General features: G+C 64.8%; 16 protein-coding genes. All 16 read left to right on the forward strand.

Features of this window, described 5'->3' with window-relative positions:
• Positions 1–2,361: hypothetical protein (locus VMS96_05540; protein ID HVP42872.1), on the forward strand; the 2,361-nt coding region annotated here is incomplete at its 5' end.
• 9 nt (positions 2,362–2,370) lie between these two features.
• Positions 2,371–3,177, forward strand: a complete 807-nt coding sequence (locus VMS96_05545; GenBank protein ID HVP42873.1) for a hypothetical protein — start codon at positions 2,371–2,373, stop codon at positions 3,175–3,177.
• Positions 3,178–3,209: 32 nt separating this feature from the next.
• A complete protein-coding gene (locus VMS96_05550) occupies positions 3,210–4,643 on the forward strand; it encodes a phage tail sheath C-terminal domain-containing protein (GenBank protein HVP42874.1) in 1,434 nt (477 codons plus the stop codon).
• Positions 4,644–4,655: 12 nt separating this feature from the next.
• Positions 4,656–5,156 carry a hypothetical protein gene (locus tag VMS96_05555; protein HVP42875.1) on the forward strand — a complete coding sequence of 167 codons (501 nt, stop codon included), beginning with the start codon at positions 4,656–4,658 and terminating at the stop codon, positions 5,154–5,156.
• Positions 5,157–5,175: 19 nt separating this feature from the next.
• Positions 5,176–5,652, forward strand: coding sequence for a hypothetical protein (locus tag VMS96_05560; protein ID HVP42876.1), 477 nt, complete (start codon positions 5,176–5,178; stop codon positions 5,650–5,652).
• 1,129 nt (positions 5,653–6,781) lie between these two features.
• Positions 6,782–7,750, forward strand: a complete 969-nt coding sequence (locus VMS96_05565) for a hypothetical protein (GenBank protein ID HVP42877.1) — start codon at positions 6,782–6,784, stop codon at positions 7,748–7,750.
• Positions 7,747–8,421 carry a phage baseplate assembly protein V gene (locus VMS96_05570; protein ID HVP42878.1) on the forward strand — a complete coding sequence of 225 codons (675 nt, stop codon included), beginning with the start codon at positions 7,747–7,749 and terminating at the stop codon, positions 8,419–8,421. Before VMS96_05565 ends, VMS96_05570 begins: the two co-directional genes overlap by 4 nt.
• Positions 8,422–8,440: 19 nt before the next feature.
• Positions 8,441–8,773 (forward strand): hypothetical protein, encoded by a 333-nt coding sequence (locus VMS96_05575; protein HVP42879.1) that lies wholly within the window; start codon positions 8,441–8,443, stop codon positions 8,771–8,773.
• Positions 8,773–9,255 carry a GPW/gp25 family protein gene (locus tag VMS96_05580; GenBank protein ID HVP42880.1) on the forward strand — a complete coding sequence of 161 codons (483 nt, stop codon included), beginning with the start codon at positions 8,773–8,775 and terminating at the stop codon, positions 9,253–9,255. The genes VMS96_05575 and VMS96_05580 overlap by 1 nt, the downstream gene beginning before the upstream one ends.
• Positions 9,252–11,084: a baseplate J/gp47 family protein gene (locus VMS96_05585; GenBank protein HVP42881.1), complete on the forward strand. Its 1,833-nt coding sequence runs from the start codon at positions 9,252–9,254 to the stop codon at positions 11,082–11,084. The genes VMS96_05580 and VMS96_05585 overlap by 4 nt, the downstream gene beginning before the upstream one ends.
• Positions 11,081–12,601, forward strand: coding sequence for a hypothetical protein (locus VMS96_05590; protein ID HVP42882.1), 1,521 nt, complete (start codon positions 11,081–11,083; stop codon positions 12,599–12,601). Before VMS96_05585 ends, VMS96_05590 begins: the two co-directional genes overlap by 4 nt.
• Before the next feature lie 22 nt (positions 12,602–12,623).
• A complete protein-coding gene (locus VMS96_05595; protein HVP42883.1) occupies positions 12,624–13,349 on the forward strand; it encodes a carboxypeptidase regulatory-like domain-containing protein in 726 nt (241 codons plus the stop codon).
• Positions 13,350–13,368: 19 nt separating this feature from the next.
• Positions 13,369–13,899, forward strand: coding sequence for a hypothetical protein (locus tag VMS96_05600; protein ID HVP42884.1), 531 nt, complete (start codon positions 13,369–13,371; stop codon positions 13,897–13,899).
• Between the two features lie 9 nt (positions 13,900–13,908).
• A complete protein-coding gene (locus tag VMS96_05605) occupies positions 13,909–15,675 on the forward strand; it encodes a hypothetical protein (GenBank protein HVP42885.1) in 1,767 nt (588 codons plus the stop codon).
• Positions 15,676–16,742: 1,067 nt separating this feature from the next.
• The gene (locus VMS96_05610) at positions 16,743–17,147 is read left to right on the forward strand and encodes a hypothetical protein (protein ID HVP42886.1); all 405 of its coding nucleotides are present in this window, start codon (positions 16,743–16,745) and stop codon (positions 17,145–17,147) included.
• A 120-nt stretch (positions 17,148–17,267) separates the two neighbouring features.
• A complete protein-coding gene (locus VMS96_05615; protein ID HVP42887.1) occupies positions 17,268–20,984 on the forward strand; it encodes a hypothetical protein in 3,717 nt (1,238 codons plus the stop codon).
• Positions 20,985–21,196: the final 212 nt, after the last annotated feature.

A 21,196-nucleotide genomic window follows, 5' to 3' on the forward strand; every position in this document is an offset into this window, starting at 1 on the left:
GACATCACCGGTTTTTCGGCTATCCTCGCACCGGGCCAGGCATGGGTCTTCGACACCGTTCACAAAGGCAACCCGGACGAAAACCGTGAGATGGTCGTAGCCGGCACCACCGAGTTCATCTTCGAGTTCTGGCGCCAGGTGTCGTCCCGTCTGACGGGCAGCGAAGCACAGCTCCGGAAGATGCGGGCCTATGTCATGGGGCACCTGTGCCATCTTGCCGGCGATATCGTCAGCCACCCCATGATCAACGACCTCGAGTGGCATGCCTCCACCGCGCCGCAGGGCAAGCTGACGCACAGCGACGGTGAGGTTTCCCATGACGCCATGGTGGCTCAGACCATCTTCCGCCGCGCATCGACGCGGGAGGGGGCAGCCTGGGACGATTGGTGGCCCACGCTGGACGATGTGCCGTCGGAGTTTTTCGACTCTTACGCTCAAGCCTTCGAGCAGATTTACAGGGCGGTGGCCAGGCGCCGCACCGGGTTTGGGGAATTCGAAGAGCGTTTCGCCGACCTCGCTCCGCCCTTGCCGACGGCCGACTTCGTTCGCGACGGCTATCGCATGTATCGAAAGGGCATCATTCCTTTCGGCTACGGCTTTGGAGCCTGGATGTGGTTTGTCGTCCTGATGCCCCTCAGCCTGCCGATGATGACCATGCCGTTGCTGGCCCTCGGCCCCGAAAAATCGCGAATGCTCTTCCTCAAGAAAGATCTCGGCGCCGACAGCGACCGGGCGTGGTGCGAGATGGTTTCCATCTCCCTGTTCGTGGGTTCGGTCTCGGCCCTCGTCTATCAAGCTTGGGTGGGATCGCTCACCATGCACGGCGTGAAGACCGGTTCCATTCTCGGCATTGTGCTGCAGAGCATCCAGATCGTTCTCGGCATCGTGTTTCTCGCAACGCTCTCCACCGACATGCCGCCGTGGCTTCGGTGGCTGCTGTTCGCCATTGTGCCGGGCGCCGTTGTGGTCGCCCAGTTGATCAAGTTCATCGTCGATGTGGCTCGGAAGCACTACAAGAGGCGCTCGGCGCTGGCGGCGCTCTATTGCTTTCCGCCCATCCTGATGGTCGTGAGCGCGCTGCTGGGACTGGCATTCAGCCGGATATTGCTCGCCATAGAAGATTCGGACGAACTGCACCCCGGATTGTTCGCCCTTGCGGTCGTACTCAATTCTGTGGGCTGGTTCGTCACGTTCTTCGTGATCGCCCGGCATGTGCTGCGGGACGCGAAGATCCCTGAATACCCGCAGTTCGACCAAACCAAGCCGCACCACGTTCGGCTCTTCGACGACGCGACGCAGTTTTTCGACCAGGGCTCTTTCCGTGCGTCGGACTACCCCGGCGGCACGGCGCCCAAGATGATCGGTCGGTTCTATCCGTCGGGTCAACGGAAACTGCTGAAGCTTTGGTGGGAAGGCGACGGTGACCTGTGGGTCCGGGTCGATCGGTACAAGCTCCACTTCAGCACCGACGAAGCAGGCCAGGTCAATCCCCAAGAGGTGTCGGCGCCCATCGGACCCACGACGCTTGCCGAGTTTGCCCTGTATCTCACGGCCACCGTAAAGGACACGGGCGGCCAGACCGGCAAGTTGAAGGCCTCGGTCCTCTTCCCGAACGACCTCGACTACGAGCTCCCACCGGGTGCGGTTTTTGCCGACCACGGCGACTTTGAGGAGAAACTGGCTGATCACGACAAAGAGGCCGGGAAATCCAGGAAGCTCGGCAAAGACCCGGAGAGCGATTACATCCTCTACCATGCGCCAAAGCCGGCGCAGGCGATTCGCTTCGGACGCACCGGGCCGGTCCTGAGCGTGCGGGAGACCGACGAAACCGCCATCCGGACGAGCGAAGATGCGACAGGCTACCAGTATGTTTACAACCCGGTCAACACTGATGCGGACGGGACGCTCATGCGAAATGCCGCCGACTTCGCCGCTCTGCTGTGCATGGGTGCAGTTCCCCATCTCGAAACCGGAGTTCCCGAAGGCGACCGCGTCTTCCAGGTCTTTCGCAACTGGAGCCTTGATCGGCGGCGCGTCAACGAATGGCGCATGCTGGTGGCTGGCGGCGCTTTCAGCGAGAAGGGAGCCGACCTGAACAAGGTCGATCCCGCCATGCTGCAGCCTTCGAATCCGAGCGGCTGGACGACGAAGATGAGCGGCGACGCGCTGGCCGAGGGCGAAAGGACCGCACGGGAGATGGGGTGGGTGTCGCTGCTGCGCGAGTGGCTCGACATGGCTCGCCGACCCACCGTGGATTCCCTGGCCGACGAGAGGCTGAAAGCCGAGAACCCGACCAACCGGGCCATGTCGCGCGCCATGGCATTCCTTTTCGACATGGCCGAACCGGCTAATGCACCGTAAGGAGAAGGGATGGTCGAACGAACCTTCCTCAATGCCATGGTCTCCTTCTTGACCGCCAACCTCTCCCCGACGCCGGTCACTCTCGGCATTGCCGAGCCGGCTGGGGTCGGTGATTTGCCGGCTGTGGTGCTGTCCCTTTCCGGGCTGAAACGTCAGCCGAGCGGCCTGGGGGAACGCTCACAGCTTATCACCGATGGCGCCCTGCCGTGGAGTGCGACCATCGAACTCGACAAGCCGGTGCTGCCGGAAGAGCCGACGTTTTCCCTCCTCAGCCCGGACCGCCGCGAGCTGGTACTGCCCCATGGCGGGCTGGTGCGTGCCGACGGGTCCGCGGGTCCCCTCGATGCCGGAAGCTTCTCCGTGACCGTGGCGGGACAAGGTCGGACGCTCGTCACCGGAGTTCCGGGGCCCGACGAAGTGAACTGCGACCCCCTCGTCGGCCGGCTGGTCTTCGGGGCCCCACTGCCGGCCACCGGCAAGGTCGTCGTCAACTATATCCTCGGCCAGTGGGAGCAGCGTGTCGCTCGCCTCGAGGGGACTCTGCGGATCCGCGTCGTTGCTGCAACTGCTGCAGCCGCTGCAACATTGAGTGACAGCGTAATCGGGGAGTTGGCCGACGGCGGTCAGGCGGGGCTCGAACGAATCGTTCTGACGGAGCTCGAAAGCATTGGACCGCCCGATACCGCGCTGAACAATGCTCGATCGCGCACCATGGCCTTCGAGTTCGAATATGAAGCGGTGATCAACCGTCCGGATTCTTCTGGCGGCATTATCCAGAGAATTCCGCTGACAGCGTTGCTGGGAAGGGGTGCATAGGCAGTAGTCAACGCAACGTAAGGGAGGGAGACATGAGCGAAACCATCGGTGAAATGATACTTCCCGGCACCTACATCGAGGTCCGGGCGGAAGGGCTGATCGGTGTCGGCGGCATCTCGACCGGCAACATCGGCGTGGTGGGGACGGCCAATCGCGGCCCACTGAACGAGGCCGTCATTCTCGGTAGCTACGGTGAGGCGCTGGAGACATTCGGCAGCTATGACCGCTGGCCGGGAACAGCGCAGGCTCCGGCGCTGACGCTGACGCGCACGCTGGAGCAGCTGTTCTCGGGCGGCGCGTCCACCGTCTACGCCGTGCGCGTGGCCAACCTGCCGCAGAACACCACGATGCGCACCATGATCTGGACAGTGGCGGGAGAAGGGCAGAACAACACCCTCTTCACCCTCGAGGCGACCTCCCCGGGGACTTGGGCCAACAGCATACAGGCCAAGCTCACCGTGCCGGAGAGCGGCCCTGCCACCCTTGAGCTCGTCTACGGCCGCCTGAAGGAGAGTTACGAGGGTGCGACGGCCGCCGAGCTCGCTGCGGGGATCACCGACGGCAGTCGCCTGGTGAAAGTGACCGGCCTTGGGGACAACAAGAAAGCGCTCGCTCCCAAGACCATCACGGCCGCCGCCCAGGATGCACAGGGGGGTCCCGACGGCGCCGCTGCCACGTCAACCGAGATTGCGGCGGGCCTGGCGGTGCTCGCTGGCAAGGACGTGAACATCGTGACGGTGGGTGGCTTCGATGCCAAGACCATCGCCGCTACCGTGGTGGCACACCTGGAGGCCACGGAGAACGACGGCCGCGAGCGGATGGCCGTCCTCGGCGTTTCGGGCGATGCGGTCAGCTCCATCGACGCGGATTCGGCGGCGGTGAGCAATGCCCGGGTGATCTTGGTGGCGCCGGGCATCGTCGCCGATGATGCTGCGCGCGTGGGTGAGGCGAGCAAGGCGGTGAAGCTGACGGCACCCTACGCCGCGGCTCTCGTGGCGGGGCGTCTTTCGACCCTCGCTCCGCACATCAGTCTCACGAACAAGGATGTCGCCGCCACCGATGTCACCAAGGAGTATACGCGCTCCGAACAGAAGGGTCTGCTCGGCAAGCGTGTCTGTATTCTGGCAAAGAATCTGGGTATTCGCGTGGTCAAGGGCATCACCACCGATACGGGCCCGTTCAGGCAGATCTCGGTGCGCCGCATCGTCGACTTCGCCAAGGCCGGTGTGCGCATCGGCTCCAACCCGTACATCGGGCGTCTGAACAATGCACGGGTGCGTGCGGCGTTGAAGGCAACCCTCGACGGGTTTCTGTCGAGCATGGTATTCGATGAGATGCTCATTGGTTACCAACTCGACGTCACCGCGACGCGGGCTCAGGAAATCAACGGCCAGGCGATCGTGACCATGGTGCTTCAGCCCACGTTCTCGATCGATTTCATCAAAGTGATCATGAACCTCGAATAAAAAAAGGAGCGAATGGCGATGCCGACAACCGTCTATCGAGGCAGCGACGGCACCATTTCCTTGGCCGTCGAGCAAGGTGCGGAAGGAGACAAGGCCCAGGTGGTGGCGGAGGCCTATTCGCTGACGCCCATCGGGCGCGTCACCGGGGTCACCGTCAAGGTGACCAACGACGTCAAACCGTTCCACGAACTGGGGCAGCGGTTCGCCACCGAGTTGCGCCCCGGCAACATCAATGTCTATGGGACCATCGAGCGCGCTTATATCAATGGGGCGCTCCTGAAGCTCATGCTGGGCGATGCGGCCGACTCACGACCGGCCGGCACGTTTGTGGGGCCGTCGTTCAATTTGAGCGTGCGCCTGGAAAACCCGTCTCTTGCAGGCGTCAGTGCGACCCTCACCGTCATGGGCGTGAAGCTGAACGAATGGAACTACTCCCTTCCTGAAGACGATTTCGCCATGGAGCAGGTGAGCTTCCGGGCGCTTTGGGTGAAGGTCGAGGACAAGACGGGGTAGGGACGATCAGATGCCACAGATGTTGACTGCACAGGACCTGCTGGCAGGGGCCGGTGCGACCTATGTCGTCGAGGTGCCGGCCGTCGCGCTGCGTCCTGATGAATCCGGCGTCGCCGGCTCCGTCACGCTGCGCCCCCTCACCGTGCGCGACATTCAGCGCGTCGTGCAGGCTGCCAAGGAGCAAAAGGTTCTGGCCAGCATCCTCATGGTAGAGCAGGCGCTGGTCGAGCCGAAGCTCTCGGTCGAGCAGGTGGGCTCGCTGCCTGCCGGCCTTGTGGAGTTCCTGGTGGCCAAAGTGAACGCGTTGAGCGGGCTCCAGCTCGACGGCGACGACCTCGATCGGGCCGTAAAAGCGCCGCTGGCGAAAGCTTGTTTCGTGCTGGCCCGGGAGTTTGGCTGGACGCCGGCCCAGTGTTCGGAACTGACCGTGGGCCAGATTCTCGTGTATCTTGAAATGCTCGCGCGAGGCGAATCTCTCGGAGGAAAGAGGCGGTGAAGGTCCTCGAGAGCGGTGGCAGTGCGGCGGCTTCGACGATGGAGCGGTTGCGGGAGGCGCAACGACGGCTGGAGCTGCTCCACGTGTCGCCCGAGGCCATACTCCTTTGCCGTGAGGAAGAGCTGCTCGCCCCCCTCCTTGGCTGGATTGGTGCCGACCCGTCCTTGCGACCGGTGGTGGAAGAGCTCGAGAGGAGTCTTGGAGGCACAGCGGACGGTGCTTTCCTGTCGCGCACTCCTGCGATCTTCCTCGATTCTCCCAGCACCGAACGGCGGAAGGTGGATCACGCCGCCGCACCCGGCTTCGCCCGATGGCCGGAAACATCGGCAGGGGAGCCGAATAAGGCCGGTCGACCCGCTACGGCGGACGAAGTCCGCCGGATCCTGGAATCCTTAGGGGGTGGCGATGAGAGCATGACTACGGCGTGGGTTGAAAGCCCTCCTGAAGGGGCGAGCTCCAGGGGTCGCGCCGCCGTCCCCTCTGAGGCTGCCGGGCCCGGCCTCTCCCAACGGCCGGGAACGGCGCCGGGCGGCTTTCAGGAAATGCCGGATGCCGTCACGGCGACCGATGCGTCCCGCAGGCTCGAGTCGCGCTACGGCGCCGACGAGCGCACCGCTCGTGCCTGGCATCAATCGGTAGCGCCTGGACCTCGAATTCCGGCGGTCGACGCCCTTCTGGGCGAACCCGGGGGGAATACGGCGCGGGATGCCGACAGGCCACTGCCTGACCCGGTGAGTCGGAGCCTTCAGGCTGCCGTCGATCGGGCGCTGCGAGTGCAGGCGCGGGGCGTCGACAGGCACCCGGCGAGCCCACCGGCGCTGCCCCCGGCTGCAGCTGCGGAGAATCTATCGCGGCCGGCAGGGGAGGTTCCGCTTGCCGCTGAGTCGACCGGCCGCACCTTGGGCGAGGCGCCGCGACGGAGTGGACTTCGGCGCTTCGCGGCTCTCGGGGAGACGATCGAGGCCGAACGCGTGCTGCCGATGCCCACACCGAGCCCCGCCGCTACCGAAGACGGGCCGCCCCGCCCGTCGTCTGTTCCATGGGAGCGGGACGACCTGGCCCGCCAGGTCGCCGATATTTTCCGCCGAGAAGCGTTGCGGCACGGCATTGTGCCCGAGGAGGACGTGCCATGAAGCCGGGACGTCCCAGTGCGACGATCACCATCGACGGCAGGAGCCTCACGTCATTCGAGGCGGGTCTGGTGCGCCTTGATGTTCACATGGCTCACGGGACGCATCACATCGCCGAGCTGACGTTTTGGCCGCAATCGAAGTTTGCTGAAACCGCTGTGGGCGTTCAGTTTGCGCTGGCTCTCGGCGCCGACGGCGAAGACGAGGACGTGCTCACGGGCGAGATCGTCGGCTCGAGAGGGACTCCATCCGGAGTGCGCCTGGAAGCTGTTTCCGCAACCGTGGCTCTCAGCCGGACGCGCAAGTCACAGACGTACGTCAGCCAGACCGTGGCCGATATCGTGAACGACCTCGCCAGCGACGTCGACATCGACGCGGTCTCCGCTGATCTGACCTTGTCGGCCTACAGTGTCGATCAGCGCCGAACGGTCTGGGCGCACCTGGTAGATCTGGCCTCGCTCTCGGGCTCCGACCTTGGCTGCGCCGCGTCCGGGGGACTGCGCTTTGTGCCGCCCAGCTCCGGACCCGGGTCGACGAGGTTCATGTTCGGCGCCACGGTTCTCGACTGGCGACTGACAAACCTCACACCGCCGCTCGTGCCGAGGGTCGCGCCGCAGGGAGCGGCGAGCGAGCAGGGTGCCGAAAAGTGGCACTGGATTTTGCGCGATCCGGTTGGTGAGGGCGGCGACCCGACGCGTGTCGTCGGAGCGTTTCACACGCGCGAAGCGGCCGATGGACTGGCGAAAGCGCTCGAGGAACGCGCCGCCAGATCGGCGGTCAGAGGCAGCGTCCGGTTGGTCGGTGAGTCGGCGCTGCGTCCTGGTGAAGTCATCGAAATCGATGACCTGCCCGGACCGGTGGCCGGTCCGTTCCGGCTCCTCACCGTCCGCCACACCTTCGACGCACGCTACGGTTATTACACCGATGTCACGGTGGAAAGCTCCGGGGGAGGAGGGCTGCCGTTTTGAGCGACCTGATCCAGACCGTGCGGGCTATCATTCGTGAGGAGCTCACGCGCTGCCGTCTGCCCGAGCTCGGCATCGTCACCGAGGTCTTTGCGCACGACAGTGGGTCGAGTCCCAACAATCACCAGGTGAACGTCCGGCTGCGCTCCACCGGCGTCGAACTGCAGCGCGCGGCCGTGGCCGTCGGCCGGCCCGGCATATCGCTGCTGCCCCGCGTCGACGATCTGGTTGTGGTCGCTTTTCTGAGCGGTGACCTGAACGCCCCGGTGGTCCTGGGTTCGATTTACAGCGATACGGTGCAGCCACCGGAAGGCAAGCCGCTCGACGCCGTCTATGTCCCCGGCGACGAGACCGACTCCTCGGTTCGCCGATTCTATCTCGAGCTTCCGAGCGGCACGAAGCTCACGGTGAACGACGATGCCATCCAGCTCGAATCCGGCGGCACGAAGGTGGAGCTGCAGCGAGACGGCGACGTCAGTGTGCAATGCTCCGGCAAGATCACCATCAAGGCCGGTGGCGACTTTGCCCTTGAATCTGGCGGCAATATCGAAATCAAGGCCGGTACCAATGTGACGGTGAAAGGCGTCGCCGTAACAGTAGAAGGAACGGCAGAGGCCAAGGTGAAGGGCGCTTCCATCACCCTCGCCGGTATGACCAACTTCAGTCCGTCTTAAGCATCTTGGAGGATCGACGATGCCAGGACCTCCCGTATCCATCGGCTGTGCCGTCATGGTGAGCCCGGGCGCCGCGGGACCGCCCGACAGCGGTGTCATCACCGCGATCACTCAAACGCTCGTCACAGCCAACGGCATGCCCCTCGCCGTTGCGGGCAGTATTTGCCAGATGGTGAACTCGCTATCCGGCGTGCCTTACCCCCTGCCCATCGGCTCGGGTGGCTCGGCATCGGTGAAGATCAACGGCATGGCGCTGGTGCGTATGGGGGACAGCATCCCGTCGGGTCCCGGCATCATGACCATCCTGGGACCACCGGCGGCACCTTACGTCATTGACCAAGGAGCTCCGTGATGGCGACACGCGATGTGCGGAAGATCGAACCGTTGATGGGGCGGGACCTCCGTCTCGACTATCGCCAGAGCGGCGGTTTCTTCGAGGATGCAGACCTCGCCACGGAGAAGTCGCGGCGCAGCGCCCGCCGCGAACGGGACCTGGCAACCCTGGAGGGGCTCGCCAATCTGGAGCAGGCCATTGCCAACCGTTTGAAGACGCGCAGAGGGGAGTTGGCGGCGCTGGGGCATCCGGACTATGGGTCGCGCCATCACGAACTCATAGGTCAGCCCAACGTCGAACGGACCCGGGATCTGATCAAGATCTACGTGCTCCAGGCGCTCCGTGACGAGCCCCGGATCGAGCGTGTGCTGGCGGCCGTTGTGCGTGCCGAGCACACGCCACCACGGGACAGGGTGCGCATCGAGCTGAAACTCCGAGTGATCGGAGAGCAGGCGCCGTTGAATCTCGTGGTGCCGTTTTCGCTGGAGGTGACAGCATGAGCTACGCTGCCGAGCCCTACGCGCAATTCGTGGACGACCTGCTGACGTCGCTCACCGGCGGCATCATCCGGCAGCAGTTCCTGTTCCTGAAAGAGGAAGAACCGTACCGCCTCAGCGGTCCCGGCACCATTGTCCCGACGACAGTGCGGGTGTTCGGCCAGGCCGACGGCGCCTATCGCCGCTTCGTCGCGGGTACTGACTACAAGCTCGAAACCGATCTCACCATCACATGGCTTGCGGACAACCAGGGTGATGCCGCCGCCGGCGCCACCTGGCCCGATGAAGGCACCACCTTCTACGCCAACTTCGAGGTGCAGGCATTGCCAGGCGCTGCACCGCCGCTGACCGACCGCAATCCCGGCAGCATCGTCCGTCTCCTCGCCGAGAGCTTCGCCCGCGAATATGCGGTGCTGTCGCGGCAGCTGGAGGCAGTCTACAGGGCCGGCTTTCTCGACACGGCCACGGGTCGCGACCTCGAGCAGCTGTGCGCTCTCGTCGGCGTGACCCGGCGGCAGATGACCTTTGCCGGGGGAGCGGTGATCTTCGGCCGATCGACCCCGGCGCCCGCCGATATCTTTATCCCGTCGGGCACACGACTGTCGACCACCGAGCCTCCGGCGGTCATGTTCGAAACCAGCGAAGATCAGACCCTGCGTCGCGGCAACCTCAGCGTCGAGGTCTCGATCCAGGCAATGGTATCCGGCTCAAGCGGTGTCGTTGCCGCCAACACCATACGGGCGATCCACCGCCCCATCCTGGGTATCGAGACGGTAGCGAACCCACTCGCCACCCGGTTTGCAGGGGAAAACGAAACCGATGAAGCCCTGCGCTCCCGCGCCCGGCGCGCCCTCGAAGGTGCGGGCAAGGCGACCACCGGCGCCGTTATGGCCGCACTGACCACCATTCAGGGGGTGCGCGAGAAAGATGTGCGCATCAGCGAAGACGCCATTTCCCACCCCGGCGTCGTCAAGCTGAACGTCGCGTTGCCGACCATGTCCGCCGAAGAGCAGCAGCGGACCGTCGAGCGGCTCGTTGCCCTGATCGAGGAGACGCGGCCCGTGGGTGTGCGCATCCTGCACAACATCGCTGCCCCGCGCCCCAGCGGAACGGCGGCGCCGGGCAGCGGCGTGGTCCCCGACGAAGGGCCGGACCCCGCGGTGATCGGCGTCACCTCGAACCCCGATGAGCTTTTCCTTCCCGTCGACGTCAAGGTGCAGGTTGCGCCGGCGACCCGGTCCCTCACGCCGCCGGAGAAGGCGGCGCTCGAATCCAATACCAATGCTGCCGTGAGAGCTTATCTGGACGAGGCCGGCATCGGCGAAATTCTCGTGTACAACAGGCTCGTCTCGCGCCTCATGGGGCTCGAAGGAGTGCTCGACGTGGTGGTCGAGATGTGGCCTCAGAACGCACCGAGTTCGGCCAAGCGCAAGAACCTCGTGCCCGACAATCCGGGCGTGCGGCCGGTGGCGGGGGTCGTCACGGTCGAGGTCGGCGGCTCCCTCGTCATGCTGGACGTGACCGTTGCCGTCGCCCTCAAGGGAGCGGGGCTCCTCGGCGACCCCACCACGGCGCGCGCTGCGGCTCAGGCCGAGATCGAGCAGCAGTTCAAGGACAAACTGCCCACATTCAGCGGTACCTCTCTCACCGTTGCCGCGCTCAAGGGCCTGCTGACCGATTCGGAGAACTATAACGTACTTGACGTGCACTACAAGGCCGAGTACACCGACGCCGGCCTGCGCATTCATCAGCAGGATGTCCAGTTGACGCTCACGGGCCTGGAACGATTGTGGGTGCGCAAGGTCAGCCTCAGTGATGGAGGCGAGGCATGAGCGGTCGGGCACTGAAGATCCTGAGCCGGCTGCCCGCCCATCTCGACGCGGCTAGGCCGGGCAAGCAGATCGTCGAAGTCACCGGGGCGCTGGCACGCGATTTCGACGTGGTGGCCGCCGTATTGGCCGCGATCCGCCGCTCCCACCGGCTGGCGGACGTTGATGAACGTTTCGACCTTCTGCTCATTGCTGCGCGCCACGGCATGCTCCTTGGCGACTTCGCGATCCTCCTCGCCCGTTTCGATCGCGCCGAGGAACTCCTGTCGACTCTGGCTGCTGCAGCCGACGACAACGAGCGCAACGAAAGGGCCGAGGCGCTGCTCGCTCTCTGGTCCATTGCTGGACCCCAACCGCGCCTGCCACTGTTCGGGGGCACTGCCGAGACCGCGAGCACGGCGCTGCAAAAAGAAGTGGAAGCGCGCCTTGCCACCAGGGAGCTGCTCGACGCCATGCGCCGCCGTGTGGCAGAGACCGCTGCGGTCCATGCCCAAGGCAACGGCACGGTGCGATCGCTCATGGCCGGAGTGGCCAACACGCTCGATCTCGATCTGGGCACGATCGTTCACAGTGAAGATCGTTTCTGGCACGCTGCAGAGGTCTCCGACCGGCTGCGCCTGGGCGGCCTGGCACCCGCCCGTGAATTGCTGGGGATCGAGGAGAATCCGCTCTTCCGCTTCGAAACCGATCAGTCCGGCCGCAAGGACGGCGGGCTCTTCAGCTTGCTGCGGCGCGGCTTCGAGCTTGCGCTGCTGCAGGTCCGTGTCACCGGCAAGGAGAACCTGACCGTCGGGCCGATGGTGGTCAATCGTGACGAAGGCCACGGCGTCGGCTACTCCGGTGCGGTGCCGCCGGGCCAGGCGCTGCGGTTCACCGAAGAGGGGCGCGTCTTCCTCGACGGCGCCGATGTCACCGCCAACAGTTACGCATGGAAGGGCGCCTGCTTTGCGGGCACCGACAAGCGCGCTACCGACTTCGTCTTCGACGGACCGCGGACGGTCTTTGCCGTCGCCTATCCTGAAAAGGCACTGGATTCCGATTTCGTCTTCCCCCACGCAGGGGAGGGTCTGCCCGTGCCGGGCATTGCGGTGGGTGAAACGCGTTTCGCCTATTTCGCTCACGTTGCCTATCATTCGGGCACGCGCCGTGTGGCGCCCCGACCTGCAGTGGGTTTTGCAGATGGGAGCGTATTTGCGGCGAGTGCCGGGGAGGAGCCGCCCGTATCGGCGCTGATTTCCTTCTCCTGGCTCGAGCACCGCGCGTTCACTGTCCGGGTGCTGATCCCTCCCCGGTTCCGCACGCTGACACCCGAGGACCCCGAAGGTCTCGACACGCGCCGCCGCGTGGCTCAGACTCTCCAACGCTTCAAACCTGCAGGGGTCGAAGTGACCGTCGAATTTGTCGAAAACCGCTGGGAGCTGGGTAAAGGCGTCCTGCTCTCGGGGGAAGCAGAAGATCCCATTGCTGAGTTGCGGGCCGGAACCACGCTGTGGTCCGCGCCGACGAGCGAGAACGCATGAGGTCCCGGAAGGAGTCCTGATCATGGCGATCCATCCCTACGTGCCCAAAGAGGTGAAGGCCGGCGAGCCGGTCACGGCCCAAGGCTGGAATGAAATCGTGAAGGCGATCCTCGCCATCACGCAGTACCTCGAGACCAGTGAGGCCACCAGCCTGAAGGTCAAGGTGACCAACGCCGATGCAGAGCCGCTCCGAACCCGCGTCACGGCGGTCCGAGACGACGGGCTGACCGCCGAGGCCGTTGCCCCGGTCACTCCCGGAGGAGATTTCATCTTCGGCGCGCTGAAACCCGGCTCTTACACGGTGCGAGCCTCAGCGCCCGGCTTCGAGGAGATTTCGGCGCCCGTCACCGTCCCGTCCAGCACGACGATCAGCCTGACCATGAAGGCTTCGGCCGTGAAGATGCCTTCGGTCTTCGGCCTTGAATTGCCGACCGCTCTGACGACCCTCAAGACGGCCCAGATCAACGTGTCGCGGGTGGTGGACGTGGCCGGCCGGGACGTCGCCCCAGCCAATCCCGGGGCGGAGTACAGCACGGCTCCTGTCCTCGTACAACTGCCGGCTGCCGGCGAATACGTTCAACCTTCGATGACGGCCCAGCTCGTGGTGGCCGCACCGCTGGTGGCCGAAGCGGCCGTCGAAATGCCGTCTCTCAGCGGCCTGACCCAGACGGAAGCCCAGAAGGCCCTCGAGAACATGGGGCTGGTGCTCGGGAAAGTGGTCGTCAAACAACCGAAGCAGTTAGGCTGAAAGAACAGGAGGTCGACCCATGGCGACAAAGTCGTTCTCAGCCAGTGACGCCGCCGACAAGACGGTCTTCATCGATCTCACCGAGAAGGCGGCCAAGGCGAAGGTGGTCCGGGAAGGCTACCAGGTCCCTGCGGCCGCCTTCGACAAGAATAAAGCGCAATTCGCATTCGACCAATATGAAATCCTTCCTCAGAAATCCCTGCCGCGCGTGGTGTCCCAAAGCATTCCAGAGGGCACAAAGGTGACCCGGGGCACCGTGGTGGATCTCGTTCTCGTCCCGCGCGCCAGCGTACCCTTCGATATCTTCGACGGTGTCCACGCCGACTTCAAGGGCAAGAACGTCGAGTTCATGACCGAGGGCATGCTGGCCGACGCCAAGACGCGTCAGATTTTTCTCACCTACGAGAACGCGGACGATATCCCCGCGGCCGATAAAGCTTTCCTCCAGGAGCGGTTTGCCAGCAACGAGATCTCGTTGGACGAAGCGGTGGAGGACAAGAGCTTCAAGTCGGCTTACAACACGGCGCGCGGAGCGCTGGCGTTCAGGTAACGGTGAATCATGGCGCAGAAGATTGGCGAAGAGGTCAAACAGATCGACGCCAAGGCCCAGGAAAGCGCAGTGGACGAGGCGATCACGCGGGGCCAGGTCCAGTTGGGCGGCGACTTCCAGTTCGGGATGTTCTTCATCGGTGCGCAGCAGATTGCCAACGGCATCTCCTCATTCTCCCTGCCCGTCACACTGCCGAAGAATGCCGTTGTGCGCCAGTTCGATGTGGCGGTTAGAGCGGCCCGTGCCGGTGCGGCTCTTGCCGCCAACGTCGCCCAGATGCGGGTGAACGACGCCACATCCGCTGCCCTGAGCGGCAACGGGCTCTCGGTGGTCATCGACTTCGGCACCCTGCGCACCGTAAGCGCCGTTCAGGTGGACAATTTGAACCTGGCCATCACCAGGGTGACGCCCTGGACCGGCGCGGGTTTCGCCCCATCGCCGGTATATGCTGCCACACTCAGTTCGGTGCTGGGCCCGGGGAAGAAGCCGGTCACCCACTCGACTCCCTCGCCGCCGTCGGACAACCAGAACGTGGTCCTGCCATCGGAGATACGCACCGAACGTCTCCTGGTGGAGATCCTGGGCAAAGTCTCCGCCGACACGCTGGCGCAGCAGTTGGCAGTCATCCTGCCGGAGCCGCCCGCCGACCTCGAGCTGACCATCGACGGCGGCGCACCGGTGTGGAAATCGCCCGGCCCCGCCCTCGCCGGCACCGACAGCGCCCTTGAGGAAGGCCGCTTCAACAAGGAGAGCGAGCAGCTCGTGAAGCTCGGCGACGCTCTGGCCGCACTTACCGGCGACCCGCTTCAATCCAATGACGTCACCTTCAATCTCGGGCTCACAACCCGGGTGCCGGGGGTTCTCGAGATCAAGCCCAAGACTTCGATACTCCGCCGGGTTTGGCGCTTGAAGTTCGGGTCCGACACGGAGCGGCGACTGGACTTTTCCAGCGAGGGACAGCTCGAGATCCCCATGGAGCTGCCGGCGCCGCCGCAGGGTCAGACTCGGACCATCGAAGAGATCCAGTTCATTGCCGTCGGCAATTTCGGCCCCCAGCGCGTGCTGCCGCCGCTCGGCCCCGATCCGGGAAACCTGGCGGACCTGAACTTTGACCCGGCGCGTGCTGCGCTGGTGCGTCTGGCTCCTGACGGTGTGCTGGCTGAATTGTCCGGAGTGCGTTTGCCGCTCACTGTCGGCGCCGGCGGAGCCGAAGTGCGAGTCGTTTTGTGGAGGAACAAGGGGGCGGGCTTCGAAGAACCTCTCGATGCTTTACCGGGCGGCACGAGTGAGCCCGTGACCCTGGAGGAAGGTGCGGAATCCTGGGTGACCTTCGCCTTCAAGAAACCGGTCAAGCTGGATCCGGTCAATGCGCCCTGGGCCGCGATAATAGTCGCCCGCGGGCAGGTGACCTGGAATCTCGGGCTATCGAGCGGATCTGATGCCCTCTCCAAGAATGTCCTGCGGACGGGCGCCCCGGCAGGCCCCTGGAAGCCGCTGCCACCGGCATTCCTGGACGCCGGCAGTATGCTTGCTCCCTGCCGCGGGAGGCTACGAGCAGTCGGGAACGCCCAGAGGGAGAGTCCCCTGGCGCCGCTGCTGGTGAGCCTGAGCACTTCCAGCCAAGCCGCTACGGCCGTTACACCCGGTGCCAAAGGGGCGGCGTGGAGCATGAAGTTCGCCTCACCCGCCGCCGCTGCTGGAGGCGTTTTGCGCGTGGTGAGCCATCTCGCCGGAACGGTGACGTTCCGCGACATCGACGTGATCTCCAACGTGTGAGGAATTGCTAGCCCCTGAATGCTTGCGAGCAGAGGGTGGAGGGTTATATGGCCGACGATGCAAGAGCGCAGTTTGTCGATGGGCTGAGAGTCACGGCCGATCATCTGCAACATGTGCAGGATCGGCTGCGCGAGGCTGTGCTCGATGTACGGAGATCCATCGGCTTGGGTCGTATCGGGTGGGGTCTGCGCGCCACGCTGAACGACGGCACGGTCTCGGTCGAGGCTGGAGTAGCGTTCGCACCGGGCGGTGTGCGGCTCAATCTGGACACGGCCGCCAATCTTCCCCTCCCCGCAGGAGCCGGGCCGTTCCGTGTCGTGCTGCGCGCCGTGGAAAGCGACCGGCGGGCGCTTCGTGTCGGCAACACGCCGACCTTGTTTACGCTGGTCACAACCCCTGCAGTTGAAGTCGACGACAACAACGCCGTCGGCCCGGATGCACTGGTCATCGCCCGGATTGCAACGGAGAACGACGCGCCGTTGCTGATCCAGGACCCGACGCTCTTTGTTGCTGCCGGCCACCACGCCCATACGGACCAGTTTTCCCAGGATGCCGCTGGACGCTGGCACTATGACGGTCCGGCCGTACAAGGCCCGCGGGGCCCAGCAGGCCCGGAGGGACCAGAAGGTCCGCCGGGGCAGCCCGGCCGCGATGGCCTTCCCGGTGCGGCCGGCCCCGAGGGGCCTCGGGGTCCCCAGGGGGAACCGGGCGTCGCTGGAGCGCCGGGGCTCCCCGGCGAACGGGGGCCGGAGGGACCGCAAGGCCCCCCCGGACCGCAAGGGCCGCGGGGTGAGACGGGTGCTCCAGGGGCCCCGGGTGAACCCGGCCCCCAAGGTATCCAGGGTCCCCCCGGCGAACGGGGTCCCCAGGGGCTCCAGGGACCACCCGGAATCCAGGGTCCCCCCGGCGAACGTGGTCCCCAGGGGCTCCCAGGACCGCCCGGAATCCAGGGTTCCCAAGGACTGCAGGGTCCTCAGGGCATTCAAGGGCCCCAAGGGCCGCCCGGTCGCGGCATCGACGAGAAATGGGGCTTTATCGCCGATATCGGCTGGCCGCACGAGGGCCTTGTGCCTGCTGCAAAAGCTGTCGGGCTGCTGCACGGGCTCAAGATGGCCTTCTCCAAGCCCTTCCACCCTTTGGTGCGTGAGAGAAGTCCGCAAGCCGTGCAGGTTTGGTTTGAGCCGGCCGGCGCCGCGTCTCCCACTGCCCAGAGCGTACCCAAGCAAATCATGGCCCTTCACGGCAAGTTGAGCTACGACGTGCAAAACCTCGCATGGGAGCTTACCGACGATGACACGACTGTCTCGCGGCTGTTTCAGGCCGGCGGCCGCGTCGTCATTCGCGTCCACTGCGGCGTCCTCGGCGATGTGGACAACCGGGCGTTCTCCGCGGCGCAAACGGTACTGGCGCAATGGGAGACGCTCCCAGTACCCGGCGGCATCTTCGAGAGCTGGTTTTTCACAACAGGATAGAAGACCTGACGGTCCGCTGGTCCGGTACTGTCGACCCTCGTGGTGAGATCACCGATTTCCTGAGGGACCTTCCAGAGCTGCAAGGAGAATTCTCGGGCAGGGTGGGCACAAGCGGCAGTGTTGCCCACCGAGAAAGGCAGATTCAGGGCACACTTTGCGCTGGAGTCTTTGACCAACATGTCAAACGGTGATGAATCCAGTCTTCGGGACGATCCCGCGACGAGAGCCAGCAAAGATCTGAGCCAACTGGGCCTCCCGAGCGTGGCTGTTCTCTCGGGTGTCCTCGATGACGCCATCAACTATGCCTCGGACCCCGTGCGCACCGACCCACTGGCGCGCCCCTGGGTCCCCATTGGGCCCCGCAACATCGGAGGGCGCATCCGGACCCTGGCGCAGGATCCCAGGAACCCCAATACGCTTTACGCCGGAAGCGCCATCGGCGGAGTCTGGAAAACCGAAGACGCCGGGGATTCCTGGGAGCCGCTCGATCTTGTGCCAAGACCGGCCGGGGCCGGCAACGCACGGCAAGGCCTGCCCATCGGCGCCATTGCCGTGGCCCAGAGCAATCCGCGCATCATCTATGTCGGCACGGGTGAGCCCACCGGCGTCGCCCACAATGTCCAGAGCGCAGACTACCCGCAGGGTGTGGGCCTGCTCCGCTCCAGCGACGGCGGGGCGACCTGGTCCATCATCGACCACGTCGACACCGGCACGATGCAGGCGCAGCGCTTCGAGCGCATTCTCGTCGATCCCTGGGACCCCGAGCGTTGCTGGATCGCCACACCGCGGGGACTCTTCCGCCGCGAGGCCGGCCCGCCCATCGCCATTTCGCAGGATACGGTGACCGGCACAGGCGCGGCGCCGACCCAGGACGTCACCGACATCGCCATCGACTTCGGCAACCGCTCGGCCGCGGCCGCACCGCCCCAATTCACTGTCTACGCGGCCCTGCGCGGCACCGGGCTGTTTCGCGCCACCTTCAACCGCGCGACGAAAGCCTACGTCGCCCTGCCCGACGGCAGCTTCTGGAAACCGTTGACCGACGGCATCAACGAGGTAGCGCCACAGCGCATCAAGATCGCGCTGTGCGAGCGGCATCCCAGCATTCTCTATGCGATCTTCGAGAAATCCACCCCCGCTGCAGATGCCGGCAAAGCATCCCCCGTCTACCGCTCGGAAGATAGGGGCGATCATTGGACCCAGCAGGCGGCTACCGGTGAAACCTCCAACATAGGCTGGTATGCCTTCTTCCTTGTGGTCCATCCCGAGCGCTCCGAAATCGTGTTTTTCGGCATGATGGACGTGTTCCGCTCCACCGACTCGGGGCGAAACTGGACCAAGGTCCTCGACTGGACGCGTTACACCGCCGATCGAGCCCAGCATGCCGACCAGCACGGTTTCCTGTTCGACGGCCTCGATCCACGCAAGATCTGGATTGGAAACGACGGCGGGATCTCCATGAGCCGCGACCTCGGCAACACCTGGCGCAAGCGCAGCCACGGCATCCTTGCCACCCAGCCCCTCGACATCACTGTCCATCCCACCTGGCCCTTTGTCATGGGGAGTGGCTTTCAGGACAACGGCACGTGGGTAAGCTTCGGCGGCCCGAGCTGGCACTACCTGATGCAGGCCGACGGCGGCGCCATGGGATTCGTGCCCGGCAGTCTCGCCTCGTACTACATCACCTGGCAATACACCACCGCCCGCTCCAACGTCGCCTACTTCGATCCCGCTCTGCCGGCGCCCGCAGCGCCGCCTCTGCCTGTGGCATCGCCCATCGCGCCGCTGCCGAACGGTCCATGGGTAAGCCGTCTCCCGGACCTGACCGCCGCGGCGGGCGCAATGCCTGAGCTGCGTTCTTTCGTCTATCCTCTTAACAGTAATGTGGCCCCGGGAGTGAGCGGACCGTTCGTCGGGGTGCTCGAAGCCCACCCATCCAATGCCAACGAATACCTGGTGGGCTGGACCGGAGGTCTTTACCGCACGACCGATGGAGTCACCTTCGTCCAGCAGGTGGCTCTCGCAGCGGCTGAGGAAGCCACCGCCATAGCCTACGCCCCGACGGCGCCTAACAGTGACTGGTGGCTGGGCTCCGCCGCCGGAAGAGTCTTTCTCACCACCACCGGCGCGGGAGGGTGGGCGCCCATGGCGATACCGGGATTGGCGGGATATGTTTCCGACATAGCCGTCCATCCCCAGAATAACAACATCGTCGCCATCACTATAGCCGCCAATCCCGGGCTCATCTTCATCACCGGCGACCGCGGCACGACGTGGCGGGAGGTCTCCGGCCGCACCGCCGCTCCCAATGGAGTCCCCTCGGCAGGGGCCAACGATCCCCTGCCGCCCGCTCCGTTCACCGCCGTCGCCTTCGACCCTGCCAGTCCCTCATCGGTCAACTCGCCCCAAATCCTTTACGTGGGAACGCTGGCGGGCGTCTATGTCACGCGGGTCGTCGTGGCGCCCATGCCTGTCGGCACCGTCGGCCATCCGGGAGACGCTCCGCCGGTCTGGCTGTCGTTCAATGCGAATCTGCCGCTCCTTCGTGTCACCGACTTTGCGGCCATCGCCGTCCGAGACGGCGTTGGCGTGCTCCAGCAGTCCCGACTGCTCTGCGCCACCATGGGACGCGGGGTTTACCGGTGCGAACTGCTGGGAGCAGGCGACGTGCGGTTGCTGATTCGGGACACATCCTTCGACGACGGCCAGGTTTACCCGGGTGCGCCCGCCCTTGGAAGCGACCCGAGACGGCCTGGAGGCCCCGCACCGACCTTGGCTCGTGCTTTCGATATCCGCGTGGATGCGCCGCCGTTCTCCTTTTTCGAGGAGACCATGGACGGCGTGGAGTTTGACGAAGACCTCATCAACGATACCGCCATTGCCGGTGAGCGCAATCTCGTCTACGTGCAGATCCACCAGACCGGTACCCGCCCGGGCATCAACGATGCGAAAGTGAACCTGTACTACGCCTTCTCGCCCGGGGCGCCTCCCCCTCTGCAAGCCAACTTCTGGGACACGTTTCCGGACGGTGACCCTCCGGCCGCCGGTCCCTGGCATCGGGCAGCACCTCAGAGGATGACGCGCCATTTGGCTCCAGGGCAGCCCGAAGTGATCCGTTTCGAGTGGACACCGCCTGCCGACGCACCTGCACAGGTGGCGTTGCTGGCGCTTTGCACCCAAGCAGCCGACGATCTCAAGAATCCGGTGCCGACCCTCACCATCGACCCCGCCGTTTCACCCAATCTGGTTACCGACCGTCGCGCCGCACTGCGACTGGTCAGCATCCAACCCTTCACAGCGCAGGTCTTCGTCCGGGACGGCGCCGACGACTCCGGCGACCCCGGCGCCCTGGCCTGGGGCGGCCGCAGCGCCGATATCATCCCCCGCGAAAGTGAGGTGGCCAGCCCTGACGACGAGTTCAAGGACCTGGCGGACCTGCGCACCGGCGATACCCTCGTCGGAGGGAAAAAGAACTTCATGTATGTGCGCGTTCACAACCGCAAGAACGTGAAGCTCACCGCCGACGTTGAGCTCTTTCGGGTTCCTTATGACACGCTCCATCAACCGAACACCTGGCAGCAGATCGGGGCCAAGGTTACCGTAACCGATATCCCCGAAAAGGGCTGGAAGTTCGCGCCGAAGATCGAATGGGACGGTCCGCCGCCCGAGGATCCGGGACCCTCGAAGGTGCACCTCATCGTCGCGCTCGTCAGCCGCGCCGGCGATCCCAAACCTGATACGAGCTCGATCACGGACCTCGGTTCCTTCTGGGAGTTCTTTCTCAGAGGAGCACCGGCTAATAATGCCGCCTTGCGCGGCCTGCGCTGGCGCTTTTGAGCACGCGGCATCGGCGCTGCAATATGTAACAGTTTAATCCCTCCCCCCACCGATGGAACAGTAAGGCTGAGCAACTCCGGTGTTCGATCAAGGATTGGGGCAAAACGGTTATCAGTAGTATAGCCGTCTGGGTGTTCTGCGATCAACTGGAGTCTTTATAGAGGGCCGCCTGTGAAAAATTGGGGACATCCTATAGTGCTCCCTGTCAAGTA

The sequence above is a fragment of the Terriglobales bacterium genome (genome assembly GCA_035543055.1).
In the GTDB taxonomy this organism is placed as follows: domain Bacteria; phylum Acidobacteriota; class Terriglobia; order Terriglobales; family Acidobacteriaceae; genus JAIQFD01.

What these genes read in the sequence shown, in the direction of transcription:
- VMS96_05545 (HVP42873.1), top strand. Translation starts at nt 2,371, where the DNA reads ATGGTCGAACGAACCTTCCTCAATGCCATGGTCTCCTTCTTGACCGCC.
- VMS96_05550 (HVP42874.1), top strand. Translation starts at nt 3,210, where the DNA reads ATGAGCGAAACCATCGGTGAAATGATACTTCCCGGCACCTACATCGAG.
- VMS96_05555 (HVP42875.1), top strand. Translation starts at nt 4,656, where the DNA reads ATGGCGATGCCGACAACCGTCTATCGAGGCAGCGACGGCACCATTTCC.
- VMS96_05560 (HVP42876.1), top strand. Translation starts at nt 5,176, where the DNA reads ATGTTGACTGCACAGGACCTGCTGGCAGGGGCCGGTGCGACCTATGTC.
- VMS96_05565 (HVP42877.1), top strand. Translation starts at nt 6,782, where the DNA reads ATGAAGCCGGGACGTCCCAGTGCGACGATCACCATCGACGGCAGGAGC.
- VMS96_05575 (HVP42879.1), top strand. Translation starts at nt 8,441, where the DNA reads ATGCCAGGACCTCCCGTATCCATCGGCTGTGCCGTCATGGTGAGCCCG.
- VMS96_05580 (HVP42880.1), top strand. Translation starts at nt 8,773, where the DNA reads ATGGCGACACGCGATGTGCGGAAGATCGAACCGTTGATGGGGCGGGAC.
- VMS96_05585 (HVP42881.1), top strand. Translation starts at nt 9,252, where the DNA reads ATGAGCTACGCTGCCGAGCCCTACGCGCAATTCGTGGACGACCTGCTG.
- VMS96_05590 (HVP42882.1), top strand. Translation starts at nt 11,081, where the DNA reads ATGAGCGGTCGGGCACTGAAGATCCTGAGCCGGCTGCCCGCCCATCTC.
- VMS96_05595 (HVP42883.1), top strand. Translation starts at nt 12,624, where the DNA reads ATGGCGATCCATCCCTACGTGCCCAAAGAGGTGAAGGCCGGCGAGCCG.
- VMS96_05600 (HVP42884.1), top strand. Translation starts at nt 13,369, where the DNA reads ATGGCGACAAAGTCGTTCTCAGCCAGTGACGCCGCCGACAAGACGGTC.
- VMS96_05605 (HVP42885.1), top strand. Translation starts at nt 13,909, where the DNA reads ATGGCGCAGAAGATTGGCGAAGAGGTCAAACAGATCGACGCCAAGGCC.